The sequence below is a fragment of the Stutzerimonas stutzeri genome, assembly GCF_024448985.1.
In the GTDB taxonomy this organism is placed as follows: Bacteria; Pseudomonadota; Gammaproteobacteria; order Pseudomonadales; family Pseudomonadaceae; genus Stutzerimonas; species Stutzerimonas stutzeri_AP.
The window spans coordinates 204,044-216,726 of sequence record NZ_JAMOII010000003.1 but is presented as its reverse complement, the minus strand read 5'-3'; the positions used below and the strand labels follow the sequence as shown (position 1 = coordinate 216,726).

Here is a 12,683-nt window from a genome sequence, read left to right as displayed (position 1 = left end):
GCGGAAAAAGTTTCCTATTAGCCAGACCCGCGCAAGCGGGATGAGAAGACCTAGAAATGGCCACTATCCACGTAGACGGCAAAGACTACGAAGTCGATGGGGCGGACAACCTGCTGCAGGCCTGTCTGTCCCTCGGCCTCGATGTCCCCTATTTCTGCTGGCACCCGGCGCTGGGCAGCGTCGGTGCCTGCCGCCAGTGCGCGGTCAAGCAGTACAGCGACGAGAACGACACCCGCGGTCGCCTGGTCATGTCGTGCATGACACCCACCACCGACAACAGCTGGATCTCCATCGAAGACGAGGAAGCCAAGGCCTTCCGCGCCAGCGTGGTGGAATGGCTGATGATCAACCACCCGCACGACTGCCCGGTGTGCGAGGAAGGCGGTCACTGCCACCTGCAGGACATGACGGTGATGACCGGCCACAACCAGCGCCGTTACCGTTTCTCCAAGCGCACCCACCAGAACCAGGAACTCGGCCCTTTCATCGCCCACGAGATGAACCGCTGCATCGCCTGCTACCGCTGCACGCGCTACTACAAGGATTACGCTGGCGGCACCGACCTCGGCGTATTCGGCGCCCATGACAACGTCTATTTCGGCCGTGTCGAAGACGGCGTGCTGGAAAGCGAATTCTCCGGCAACCTCACCGAGGTCTGCCCCACCGGCGTGTTCACCGACAAGACTCATTCGGAGCGCTACAACCGCAAGTGGGACATGCAGTTCGCGCCGAGCATCTGTCATGGCTGCGCGTCCGGCTGCAACATCAGCCCCGGCGAGCGCTACGGCGAAATCCGCCGCATCGAGAACCGTTTCAACGGCGACGTGAACCACTACTTCCTCTGCGACCGCGGGCGCTTCGGCTATGGCTACGTCAACCGCAGCGATCGCCCACGCCAGCCGTCACTGGGTGCGGATAAGCTAGGCATCGACGCTGCCCTGGATAACGCCGCCGAACTGCTTCGCGGCAAGCGTGTGATCGGCATCGGCTCGCCACGCGCCAGTCTGGAAAGCAACCATGCCCTGCGTGCGCTGGTCGGCGCGGACAATTCTTTCAGCGGCATCGCTGCCGCCGAGCTGGAGATTATCCGGCTGATCCGCCAACTGCTGCAGAACGGGCCGCTGCCGGTGCCGACGATGCGCGATATCGAAAACCACGATGCGGTGTTCATCCTCGGCGAGGACCTGACCCAGACGGCCGCGCGCATGGCGCTGTCTGTGCGCCAGGCCGCCAAGGGCAAGGCCACCGAGATCGCCGCCTCGATGAAGATTCAGGACTGGCACATCGCCGCGGTGCAGAACGTCGCACAAGGCGCCCTTCATCCAGTATTCATCGCCAGCGTCAGCGAAACCCGTCTCGACGACATCGCCGAGCAGAGCGTACATGCCGCACCGGTCGATCTGGCCCGTCTTGGTTTCGCCGTGGCCCACGCCATCGACCCCAGCGCGCCGGCGGTGGATGGCCTGGAAGCCGAAGCCCGCGAGCTGGTGCAGCAGGTCGCCGACGCCCTGCTCGCCGCCAAGCGTCCTTTGCTGATCAGCGGCGCTTCGCTGGGCGAGAAAAGCCTGATCGAAGCCGCCGGCAACATTGCCCAGGCGCTGAAGAACCGCGAGAAGAGCGCCTCCCTCAGCCTCGTCGTGCCGGAAGCCAACAGCCTCGGCGTGGCGCTGCTCGGTGGCGAATCCGTGGATGCCGCGCTGGATGCGCTGATCACCGGAGAGGCTGAGGCCGTGATCGTGCTGGAAAACGACCTCTACCGCCGCGCCGATCAGGCCAAGGTGGACAAGGCCCTGGCCGCCGCCCAGGCCGTAATCGTCGCCGATCACCAGCAGACCGCCACCACCGCCAAGGCCCATCTGGTGCTCTCGGCCGCCAGCTTCGCCGAAGCCGACGGCACCCTGGTCAGCCAGGAAGGGCGCGCGCAGCGTTTCTTCCAGGTCTTCGAGCCCAGCTATTACGACGGCAAGATACTGGTACGCGAAGGCTGGCGCTGGATGCACGCGCTGCAATGCACGCTGCAGGGCAAGGCCGTGGACTGGACCAACCTGGATCAGGCCACCGCCGATTGCGCCGCGGCCAACCCGCAACTGCAGGGTATTCTGGCCGCTGCGCCGCTTTCCTCGTTCCGCATCAAGGGCCTGAAAATGGCCCGCGAGCCGCTGCGCTACAGCGGCCGTACCGCCATGCGCGCCAACATCAGCGTGCACGAACCGCGTCAGCCGCAGGACCAGGACTCGCCGTTCGCCTATTCCATGGAAGGCTATTCCGGCAGCGCCGAGGATCGTCAGCAGATCCCCTTCGCCTGGTCGCCGGGCTGGAACTCGCCGCAGGCCTGGAACAAGTTCCAGGACGAAGTCGGCGGCCACCTGCGTGCCGGTGACCCGGGTGTACGCCTGCTCGACGACGTTCGTCAGGACCTGGCCTGGAAAACCGCGCCCGCCGCCTTCGCCCCCGCACTCGGCAGCTGGCAGGTGGTGCCGCTGCATCATCTGTTCGGCAGCGAAGAGACCACGGCGCTCGCCGCACCTATCCAGAGCCGCATCCCGCAGCCCTATGTCGCCCTGGCCGAAGCCGAAGCCCAGCGCCTTGGCGTGGTTGAAGGCGAGCCGATCAGCCTGCGGATCGCTGATCGGCACCTGCAGCTGCCGGTGCGTATCGATGAATCGCTCGGCCTCGGCCTGGTCGGGCTGCCGGTCGGCCTCGAAGGCATTCCGGTACTGAACAGCGCCTGCCTGGCCACTGAACTGGAGGCGTCGCGATGAACTGGCTGACTCCCGAAGTGATCGACGTGATCATCGCCGTCGTCAAAGCGCTGGTGATCATGCTGGCGGTGGTGGTGTGCGGCGCCTTGCTGAGCTTCGTCGAACGTCGCCTGCTGGGCTGGTGGCAAGACCGCTACGGCCCCAACCGGGTCGGGCCGTTCGGCATGTTCCAGATCGCTGCCGACATGCTGAAGATGTTCTTCAAGGAGGACTGGAACCCGCCGTTCTCGGACCGCCTGATCTTCACGCTGGCGCCAGTTGTGGCGATGAGTTCGCTGTTGCTGGCCTTCGTCATCGTACCGATCACCCCGACCTGGGGCGTGGCGGACCTGAACATCGGCCTGCTGTTCTTCTTCGCCATGGCCGGCCTCACGGTGTACGCGGTGCTGTTCGCCGGCTGGGCGAGCAACAACAAGTTCGCCCTGCTCGGCGCCCTGCGCGCCTCGGCGCAGACGGTGTCCTACGAGGTGTTCCTCGGGCTTTCGCTGATGGGCATCGTCGCCCAGGTCGGCTCGTTCAACATGCGCGACATCGTCGAGTACCAGCAGCAGAACCTGTGGTTCATCATTCCGCAGTTCCTCGGCTTCTGTACCTTCTTCATTGCTGGCGTCGCGGTCACCCACCGTCACCCGTTCGACCAGCCGGAAGCCGAACAGGAACTGGCCGACGGCTACCACGTCGAGTACGCCGGGATGAAATGGGGCATGTTCTTCGTCGGCGAATACATCGGCATCGTGACCATCTCGGCGCTGCTGACTACGCTGTTCTTCGGCGGCTGGCACGGCCCCTTCCTGGATAGCCTGCCCTGGCTGTCGTTCTTCTATTTCGCGATCAAGACCGGCTTCTTCATCATGCTGTTCGTGCTGTTGCGCGCCTCGCTGCCGCGCCCACGCTACGACCAGGTGATGGCCTTCGGCTGGAAGTTCTGCCTGCCGCTGACCCTGATCAACCTGCTGGTAACCGGCGCGCTCGTGCTGGCCGCGGCCCAGTAAGGAGAAAATTCGATGTTCAAGTACATTGGCGCGGTGCTCCACGGCACCTACACCCAACTGCGCAGCCTGGTGATGGTCTTCAGCCACGGCTTTCGCAAGCGCGACACCCTGCAATACCCGGAAGAGCAGGTTTATCTGCCGCCGCGCTATCGCGGTCGCATCGTCCTGACCCGTGATCCCGACGGCGAAGAACGCTGCGTGGCCTGCAACCTCTGCGCAGTAGCTTGCCCGGTGGGCTGCATCTCGTTGCAGAAGGCCGAAACCGACGAAGGTCGTTGGTATCCCGAGTTCTTTCGCATCAACTTCTCGCGCTGCATCTTCTGCGGCCTCTGCGAGGAAGCCTGCCCGACCAACGCGATCCAGCTCACCCCGGATTTCGAGATGGGCGAATACAAGCGCCAGGATCTGGTGTACGAGAAGGAAGACCTGCTGATTTCCGGCACGGGCAAGTATCACGACTACAACTTCTACCGCGTCTCGGGCCTGGCCATTGCCGGCAAACCGAAGGGCGCCGCGCAGAACGAGGCGGAGCCAATCAACGTCAAGGGGTTGTTGCCATGACGCCGTGTCGATTCGCAGGTTTCCCGCATGCCGGCTTCGCGCCGGACGCTCATCGGTCGAGGATGCGTTGATGGAATTCGCTTTCTACTTTTCTGCCGGCGTGGCAGTGGTCGCCACGCTACGGGTGATCACCGGCAGCAATCCGGTGCACGCCCTGCTCTACCTGATCACCTCGCTGCTGGCCGTGTCGATGTGCTTCTTCGCCCTCGGCGCGCCTTTTGCCGGTGCGCTGGAAATCATCGTCTATGCCGGCGCCATCATGGTGCTCTTCGTGTTCGTGGTGATGATGCTCAACCTGGGGCGCAACACCGCCGGCCAGGAGCGCGCCTGGATGGCGCCGCGCGTCTGGATAGGCCCGTCGCTGCTGGCGGCGATCCTACTGGCGCAGTTGCTCTGGGCCTTGTTCTCGGCGCCGGAATACGCACCGGCAGGCCTGACCACCGTCGGCCCCAAGGAAGTCGGCATCGCCCTGTTCGGGCCTTACCTGCTGGCTGTCGAGTTGGCTTCAATGCTGCTGCTGGCAGCACTGGTCGCCGCCTTCCATCTGGGCCGCCACGAGGCGAAGGAGTAAGCCATGCATTCGATTCCAATGGAGCACGGCCTGGCCATCGCCGCCGTGCTGTTCTGTCTGGGCCTGGTCGGACTGATGGTGCGGCGCAACATCCTGTTCATGCTGATGAGCCTGGAAGTGATGATGAACGCCGCGGGCCTGGCCTTCGTCGTGGCCGGTAGCCGCTGGGCGCAGCCGGATGGGCAAATCATGTTCATCCTGGTGATCACCCTGGCCGCCGCCGAGGCCGCTATCGGCTTGGCGATCCTGCTGCAGCTGTATCGCCGCTTCAACACCCTCGATGTCGATGCTGCAAGCGAGATGCGCGGATGAACCTACTATTCCTGACCTTCGTTTTCCCGCTGCTCGGCTACTTCCTGCTGGCGTTCTCGCGCGGGCGTATCTCCGAAAACCTGGCAGCTGTGATCGGCGTCGGCTCGGTCGGCCTGTCGGCGGTGATCAGCGCGCTGTGCATCTGGCAGTTCAACAGCTCGCCCCCCGCGGGCGGCGTGTTCAACCAGCATTTATGGCAATGGCTGGATGTGGCCGGCTTCAGCGTCGCCTTCGGCCTGCACCTGGACGGCCTGTCGCTGACTATGCTCGGCGTGGTCACCGGCGTGGGTTTCCTGATCCACCTGTTCGCCAGCTGGTACATGCGCGGTGAAGAGGGTTACTCGCGCTTCTTCGCCTACACCAACCTGTTCATCTTCAGCATGTTGTTGCTGGTGCTGGGCGACAACCTGCTGCTGCTGTACTTCGGCTGGGAAGGTGTGGGGCTGTGCTCCTACCTGCTGATCGGCTTCTACTTCAAGGAACGCAAGAACGGCAACGCCGCGCTCAAGGCCTTCATCGTTACCCGTGTCGGCGATGTGCTGATGGCCTTCGGTTTGTTCATCCTGTTCGTCCAGCTCGGCACGCTGAATATCCCGGAATTGCTAGCGCTGGCACCCCAGAAGTTCGCCGAAGGCGATCTGTGGATCACCCTTGCGACCCTGGCGCTGCTGGGCGGCGCCGTGGGCAAGTCCGCTCAACTGCCGTTGCAGACCTGGCTGGCCGACGCCATGGCTGGCCCGACGCCGGTTTCCGCACTGATCCATGCGGCGACCATGGTTACTGCCGGCGTCTACCTGATCGCCCGCACCCACGGCTTGTTCCTGCTGGCGCCGGACGTGCTGGAACTGGTGGGCATCGTCGGTGGCGTGACCCTGGTACTGGCCGGCTTCGCCGCGCTGGTGCAGACCGACATCAAGCGCATCCTCGCCTACTCGACCATGAGCCAGATCGGCTACATGTTCCTGGCGCTGGGCGTAGGCGCCTGGGACGCGGCGATCTTCCACTTGATGACCCATGCCTTCTTCAAGGCGCTGCTGTTCCTCGCCTCCGGTTCGGTGATCAGCTCCTGCCACCACGAGCAGAACATCTTCAGGATGGGCGGGCTGTGGAAGAAGCTGCCGCTGGCCTACGCCAGCTTCATCGTCGGAGGCGCGGCGCTGGCGGCACTGCCGCTAATTACCGCAGGCTTCTATTCCAAGGACGAAATTCTCTGGGAAGCCTTCGCCAGCGGTCACAGCGGCCTGCTTTACGCGGGGTTGGCCGGTGCCTTCCTGACCTCGCTGTACACCTTCCGCCTGATATTCATCGCCTTCCACGGCGAGGCGAAGACCGAGGCGCATGCCGGGCGCGGCCTGGCTCACAACCTGCCGCTGGTGGTGCTGATCGTGCTCTCGACCTTCGTCGGCGCGCTGATCGTGCCGCCGCTGGCCGGCGTGCTGCCGCAGAGCGTCGGCCATGCCGGTGGCGAAGCCAAACACAGCCTGGAGATCGCCTCCGGCGCCATCGCCCTGGCCGGCATTCTACTCGCGGCGCTGCTGTTCCTCGGCAAGCGCGGCCTGGTCAGCGCCATCGCACAAAGCGCGCCGGGGCGTTTCCTCTCGGCCTGGTGGTACGCCGCCTGGGGCTTCGACTGGCTTTACGACAAGCTTTTCGTGCGGCCCTACCTGTGGCTTACCCGCCTGCTGGGACGCGACCCCATCGACGCCACCATCGGATTGGTACCGCGTACGGCACGGGGTAGCCATGTGCTGCTAAGCCGCAGCGAAACCGGCCAGTTGCGCTGGTACGCCCTGTCCATCGTTGGCGGAGCCGTGCTGTTGCTCGGCATCGTTCTGCTCTGAATTTGCGCAAGGACTCGAAATCGTGATTCTGCCCTGGCTAATCCTGATTCCCTTCATCGGCGGCCTGCTCTGCTGGTTCGTCGAACGTTTCGACAAAAGCATGCCGCGCTGGATCGCCCTGCTCACCATGTCGCTGCTGCTGGTGCTCGGCCTCTGGCTGTGGGCGGGCGGCAATTACCAGCTCGCCCCCGCGCCCGGCGCCGAGGCCAACTGGGCTGTGGAATTCAAGCACGTCTGGATCGAGCGCTTCGGCATCAACCTGCACCTGGCGCTCGATGGCCTGTCGCTGCTGATGATCATGCTCACCGGCCTGCTCGGCGTGCTCTCGGTACTCTGCTCCTGGAAGGAAATCCAGCGCCACGTCGGCTTCTTCCACCTCAACCTGATGTGGATTCTCGGCGGCGTGGTCGGGGTGTTCCTCGCCCTGGACCTGTTCCTGTTCTTCTTCTTCTGGGAAATGATGCTGGTGCCGATGTACTTCCTCATCGCGCTCTGGGGGCACAGCTCGGAAGGCAAGCGCTCGCGGATCAACGCGGCGACCAAGTTCTTCATCTACACCCAAGCCAGCGGCCTGATCATGCTGGTGGCCATTCTCGGCCTGGTACTGGCCAACTTCCACAACACCGGGGTGCTGACTTTCGACTACGAGCTGCTGCTCCAGGCCGACCTCGCACCGGGCGTCGAGTACCTGCTGATGCTGGGCTTCTTCATCGCCTTCGCGGTGAAGTTTCCCATCGTGCCGCTGCACTCCTGGCTGCCCGACGCCCACGCTCAGGCGCCTACCGCCGGCTCCGTCGACCTGGCCGGTATCCTGCTGAAGACCGCTGCCTACGGCATGATCCGCTTCGCTCTGCCGCTGTTCCCCGACGCCTCGATGGACTTCGCGCCCATCGCCATGGGCCTCGGCCTGCTCGGCATCTTCTACGGTGCGGTGCTTTCGTTCGCGCAGACCGATATCAAGCGCCTGATCGCCTATTCCAGCGTCTCGCACATGGGCTTCGTGCTGATCGGCATCTACTCGGGCAGTGAGCTTGCCCTGCAGGGCGCGGTGGTACTGATGATCGCTCACGGCCTCTCGGCCGCGGCGCTGTTCATCCTCAGCGGCCAGCTCTACGAGCGCCTGCACACGCGGGACATGCGTGAGATGGGCGGCCTGTGGTCACGTCTGCCCTGGCTGCCGCCGTTGAGCCTGTTCTTCGCCGCCGCCTCGCTGGGTCTGCCCGGCACAGGCAACTTCATCGGTGAATTCGTGGTGCTGTTCGGCGCCTTCGCCAATTCGCCATGGGTGGTGGTGATCGCCACCTTCGGCCTGGTGCTGTCGTCCATCTATTCGCTGGCAATGATTCATCGCGCCTACTTCGGCCCAACCAAGGCCGAAGGGCTGTTGCAGGGTCTGGACGCACGCGAGATCGGCATGGTGCTGTTGCTGGCCGTACTGCTGGTGCTGCTCGGCGTTTATCCGCAGCCGGTATTCGACACCTCGCTCGCCACCATGAATGGTGTGCAGCAATGGATCGATACCGCTTTCTCCCCAACAGTTTTGGCCCGGTAGTCTCGCTATGGAATTCTCACAGCAACACTTCATCGCCCTGCTGCCTTTGCTGATCACCGGCGCCACCGCCATCGCGGTGATGCTGGCCATTGCCTGGCGGCGCAATCACGGGCTCAGTTTCATCGTCACTTCGGTGGGCCTCACGCTAGCCTTGTTGTCCATAGTACCGGCGCTGCGGGTCGGCGCACTGGATGTGACGCCGCTGCTGCGGTTGGACTCCTTCGCCTATTTCTATAGCTCCGTGGTGCTGGTCGCGACCCTGGCCTGCGTGACCCTGGCCCATGCCTACCTGGGCGAGAAAGCCGGCTCCGAAGGCTTTCCCGGTAATCGCGAGGAGCTTTACCTGCTGATGGCACTGTCGGCAGCAGGCGGGCTGGTGCTGGTCAGCGCGCAACACCTGGCCGGGTTCTTCATCGGCCTGGAGTTGCTCTCGGTGCCGGTTTACGGGCTGGTCGCCTACGCCTTCTTCAACAAACGCTCGCTGGAAGCCGGTATCAAGTACATGGTGCTTTCCGCCGCCGCTAGCGCGTTCCTGCTGTTCGGCATGGCGCTGCTTTACGCCGAATCGGGCAGCCTCAGCTTCGCCGGTATTGGCGCCAGCCTGGCCGCGCAGGGCTCGTCAGCACTGGTGCAAGCGGGCATCGGCATGATGCTGATCGGCCTCGGCTTCAAACTCTCGTTGGCTCCCTTCCACTTGTGGACGCCGGATGTCTACGAAGGCGCTCCGGCTCCGGTGGCGACCTTCCTGGCTACCGTCAGCAAGGTGGCGGTGTTCGCGGTTTTGCTGCGCCTGTATCAGCTGTCGCCGGCCACCAGCGGTGGCTGGCTGAACGATGCGCTGAGCCTGATCGCCATTGCTTCGATCCTGATCGGCAACCTGCTGGCGCTGAACCAGAGCAATCTCAAGCGCCTGCTGGGTTACTCCTCCATCGCCCACTTCGGCTACCTGCTGGTGGCGCTGATCGCCAGCAAGGGCCTGGCGGTAGAAGCCATCGGCGTCTACCTGGTGACCTACGTGCTGACCACCCTCGGCGCCTTCGGTGTGATCACCCTGATGTCGAGCCCGTTCCAGGGCCGCGATGCCGATGCGCTCTACGAATACCGTGGTCTGTTCTGGCGCCGTCCCTACCTCACCGCAGTGCTCACTGTGATGATGCTGTCGCTGGCCGGCATTCCTCTGACGGCAGGCTTCATCGGCAAGTTCTACGTGATCGCCTCCGGTGTCGAATCCCAGCTGTGGTGGTTGCTGGGCGCGCTGATCATCGGCAGCGCCGTGGGCCTGTTCTATTACCTGCGGGTGATGGTGACGCTGTACCTGGTCGAGCCGGGCATTCGCCGCCACGACGCCCCGATCAATTGGGGACAGCGTGCGGGCGGCATCATGTTGCTGGCGATTGCCCTGCTTGCGTTCTTCCTCGGGGTTTATCCGCAGCCGTTGCTGGAGCTGGTACAGCAGGCGGGGTTTGCCGCGCTCTGACACGCTCGATCTAGAAGCAGAACGCCCCGGCTCGGGGCGTTCTGCTTTCTGCCAATCCGTAAGCTATCTCTTTCAATTCCTTTGCGATGTCGATCAGTCCGACAGACGCTCGCGTTGCGTACAGCGCTGGTTTTTCGTGACCGTTTCTACGCTTCTAGTGGGCGCACCCAGACGCTTCGCATCACGGAACCGAACACTTCCGCCCCAAAAAAAACCGCGACCCATGGGCCGCGGTTTTGCTTATTGCCGAAGCATCACGCCTTCTGCTGCAGCTTCTCCGGCTTGATAAGGAAGCGCGCCAGGGCTGGCAGCAGCCAGATCGCGCCGACCATGTTCCAGAGGAACATGAAGGTGAGCATCAGGCCCATGTCCGCCTGGAACTTGATCGCTGAGAACACCCAGGTGAATACGCCGATCGCCAGGCAGACGCCGGTGAAGATCACCGCCTTGCCAGTGGATTTCAAGGTCTGATAGTAGGCTTCCTGCAACGTCATGCCTTGGCGCAGATACGTCTCCAGCCGGCTATAGATGTAGATGCCGTAATCCACACCGATACCCACGCCCAAGGCGATTACTGGCAATGTCGCCACCTTTACACCAATGCCCATGAAAGCCATCAGCGCATTGCCGAGGATCGAGGTCAGCACCAGCGGCAGAATCACGCAGAGCGTCGCGGCAACGGAGCGGAAAGTCAGCAGGCACATGAAGCTCACCGCCGCATAAACCGCAATCAGCATCGTGGTTTCGGAGGCTGCGATGACTTCGTTAGTAGCCGCTTCGATACCGGCGTTACCGGCAGCAAGGACAAACTCCAACCCTTCACGGTTGTTCTCCTCGGCGAACTCACGCGCCGCGGCTACGACGTGCTCCAGCGTTTCAGCCTTGTGATCGTTGAGGAACACCAGCACCGGCGCCAACGAGCAATCGCCGTTGTACATGCCCTCAGCACGAGCGATGGAGCTGTTCAGGACGAACTGGTTACGCGACAGGGTTTCCCATTTCAGGCTGCCCTCGTTCATACCCTTGATGCTCTGCCGCGCGACGGTGACCATCGACACCGCCGACTGCACGCCCTCTGTGTTCTCCATCTTCCACATCAACTCGTCCATGGCGGCGAGCGTGTCGTAATGGGCGCAGCCTTCAGGCGCCGTCTTGACCATTACCACCAGCACGTCGGAGCTGGTCGAGTAGTTGCGGATGACGAAATCATTGTCCAGGTTGTAGCGCGAATCCGGGTGCAGTTCCGGTGCGCCCTGGTCGAGATCGCCAATCTTCAGGTTCTGCCCGTACCAAAGCCCGCCGCCCACGGCGAGCAAGGCAATGACGATGGAGATCGGCGCGACCACCGGGTTGGCGAAATTCGACAGCAACCGCCAGAACGGGTGGTTGCGCGCCGCTTCCTCGCGAGCCTGTTTGACCGCGCGCTGGCTGATACCCATGTAGGAAATCGCCACCGGCAGCAGAATCAGGTTGGTCAGGATGATCACCGCCACGCCCAGCGAAGCGCCAATCGCCAACTCGCGAATCACACCAATATCGATCAGCAGCAGCGTCACGAAACCAACGGCATCAGACGCCAGCGCCACCATGCCGGGGATGAACAACTGACGGAACGCCATGCGTGCAGCCGCCAGCGGATCATCGGTTTCGCCCGACGCCATGGCGATGCCGTTGATCTTCTGAACGCCGTGGGAAATACCGATGGCGAACACCAGGAACGGCACCAGCATCGAATAGGGATCGAGCCCGAAGCCCAGCGTGTGCAGCAAGCCGAGCTGCCAGGCCACGGCGATCAGCGTAGTCACCACCACCGCGATGGTGCTCTTGAAGCAGCGGGTGAACCACAGCAGCAGCGCTAGGGTGATGCCGATAGCAACGAAGAAGAACAACGCGACACCGACCAGCCCATCGATCAGATCGCCTACCTTCTTGGCGAAACCGATGATGTGGATCTCCACGTTCGGATTCTGCGCCTCGTACTTGTCACGAATCTTCTCTTCGAGCTCGTGGGAAAACGTCTGGTAGTCGAGAGTGATCTGCTTGCTACGGTCGTCCGGGTCCGAATAGGACTCCATCAGCGGCACGTCGATGATGCTGGACTTGAAGTCGTTGGCCACCAGACGGCCGATCTGACCGGACTTGAGAATGTTGTTACGCAAATCGTCGAGGCTTTCAGGCGAGCCGTCATAGGTCTGCGGGATGACCTCGCCACCGGCGAAGCCCTGCTCTGTCACCTCGGTCCAGCGAACACTGGGGCTCCACAGCGACTTCATGTTCGAGCGGTCGACACCCTGGATGTAGAACACTTCGTCATGGATCTGACGCAGCGTTTCCATGTACTCCTTGGAGAAGATGTCACCATCCTTGGCCGCGACGGATATCCGCACCGTGTTGCCCAGGTTGGCCAGATCATCACGATGCTGGAGCATGTTCTGAATGTAAGGGTGCCCCAGCGGGATCATCTTTTCGAAGCTGGTCGAAGGACGGACCTGAGCAGCCTGGTAGAACAGGAATACGCTGATCAACAGGCAGACAAGGATCACTGCCGGTCGATTGTTGAAAATCAGGCGTTCTAGAAAGGACGCCGGCTTCTGCTGATGCTTGGTCATGTTGGC

9 protein-coding genes are annotated in these 12,683 nt (G+C 62.8%); 8 read left to right on the top strand and 1 reads right to left on the bottom strand.

Going from position 1 to position 12,683, the window contains the following annotated elements:
- Window positions 1-56: 56 nt before the first annotated feature.
- From nuoG to nuoN, 8 genes are all read left to right on the top strand, one after another.
- Entirely contained in the window at window positions 57-2,762 is a 2,706-nt protein-coding gene (gene nuoG / locus NA647_RS06575; protein ID WP_256056949.1) for an NADH-quinone oxidoreductase subunit NuoG, read from the top strand.
- Window positions 2,759-3,754: an NADH-quinone oxidoreductase subunit NuoH gene (gene nuoH, locus NA647_RS06570; RefSeq protein ID WP_256056948.1), complete on the top strand. Its 996-nt coding sequence runs from the start codon at window positions 2,759-2,761 to the stop codon at window positions 3,752-3,754. The genes nuoG and nuoH overlap by 4 nt, the downstream gene beginning before the upstream one ends.
- 12 nt (window positions 3,755-3,766) lie before the next feature.
- Entirely contained in the window at window positions 3,767-4,315 is a 549-nt protein-coding gene (nuoI, locus tag NA647_RS06565) for an NADH-quinone oxidoreductase subunit NuoI (protein WP_131648466.1), read from the top strand.
- A 70-nt stretch (window positions 4,316-4,385) separates the two neighbouring features.
- Window positions 4,386-4,886: an NADH-quinone oxidoreductase subunit J gene (nuoJ, locus tag NA647_RS06560; protein WP_058078281.1), complete on the top strand. Its 501-nt coding sequence runs from the start codon at window positions 4,386-4,388 to the stop codon at window positions 4,884-4,886.
- Between the two features lie 3 nt (window positions 4,887-4,889).
- Window positions 4,890-5,198 (top strand): NADH-quinone oxidoreductase subunit NuoK, encoded by a 309-nt coding sequence (nuoK, locus tag NA647_RS06555; RefSeq protein ID WP_058076041.1) that lies wholly within the window; start codon window positions 4,890-4,892, stop codon window positions 5,196-5,198.
- A complete protein-coding gene (gene nuoL / locus NA647_RS06550; protein ID WP_256056947.1) occupies window positions 5,195-7,039 on the top strand; it encodes an NADH-quinone oxidoreductase subunit L in 1,845 nt (614 codons plus the stop codon). The genes nuoK and nuoL overlap by 4 nt, the downstream gene beginning before the upstream one ends.
- A 22-nt stretch (window positions 7,040-7,061) precedes the next feature.
- Window positions 7,062-8,591, top strand: a complete 1,530-nt coding sequence (gene nuoM / locus NA647_RS06545; protein ID WP_256056946.1) for an NADH-quinone oxidoreductase subunit M — start codon at window positions 7,062-7,064, stop codon at window positions 8,589-8,591.
- A 7-nt stretch (window positions 8,592-8,598) separates the two neighbouring features.
- Complete coding sequence (gene nuoN, locus NA647_RS06540) at window positions 8,599-10,068, top strand: NADH-quinone oxidoreductase subunit NuoN (protein ID WP_256056945.1); 1,470 nt, start codon at window positions 8,599-8,601, stop codon at window positions 10,066-10,068.
- Window positions 10,069-10,322: 254 nt separating this feature from the next.
- Here the strand turns inward: nuoN and NA647_RS06535 are convergent, their stop codons facing one another.
- Complete coding sequence (locus NA647_RS06535) at window positions 10,323-12,677, bottom strand: efflux RND transporter permease subunit (RefSeq protein WP_256056944.1); 2,355 nt, start codon at window positions 12,675-12,677, stop codon at window positions 10,323-10,325.
- Window positions 12,678-12,683: the final 6 nt, after the last annotated feature.

What these genes read in the sequence shown, in the direction of transcription:
- nuoK (WP_058076041.1), top strand. Translation starts at nt 4,890, where the DNA reads ATGCATTCGATTCCAATGGAGCACGGCCTGGCCATCGCCGCCGTGCTG.
- nuoN (WP_256056945.1), top strand. Translation starts at nt 8,599, where the DNA reads ATGGAATTCTCACAGCAACACTTCATCGCCCTGCTGCCTTTGCTGATC.
- nuoG (WP_256056949.1), top strand. Translation starts at nt 57, where the DNA reads ATGGCCACTATCCACGTAGACGGCAAAGACTACGAAGTCGATGGGGCG.
- NA647_RS06535 (WP_256056944.1), bottom strand. Translation starts at nt 12,677, where the DNA reads ATGACCAAGCATCAGCAGAAGCCGGCGTCCTTTCTAGAACGCCTGATT.
- nuoL (WP_256056947.1), top strand. Translation starts at nt 5,195, where the DNA reads ATGAACCTACTATTCCTGACCTTCGTTTTCCCGCTGCTCGGCTACTTC.
- nuoJ (WP_058078281.1), top strand. Translation starts at nt 4,386, where the DNA reads ATGGAATTCGCTTTCTACTTTTCTGCCGGCGTGGCAGTGGTCGCCACG.
- nuoH (WP_256056948.1), top strand. Translation starts at nt 2,759, where the DNA reads ATGAACTGGCTGACTCCCGAAGTGATCGACGTGATCATCGCCGTCGTC.
- nuoI (WP_131648466.1), top strand. Translation starts at nt 3,767, where the DNA reads ATGTTCAAGTACATTGGCGCGGTGCTCCACGGCACCTACACCCAACTG.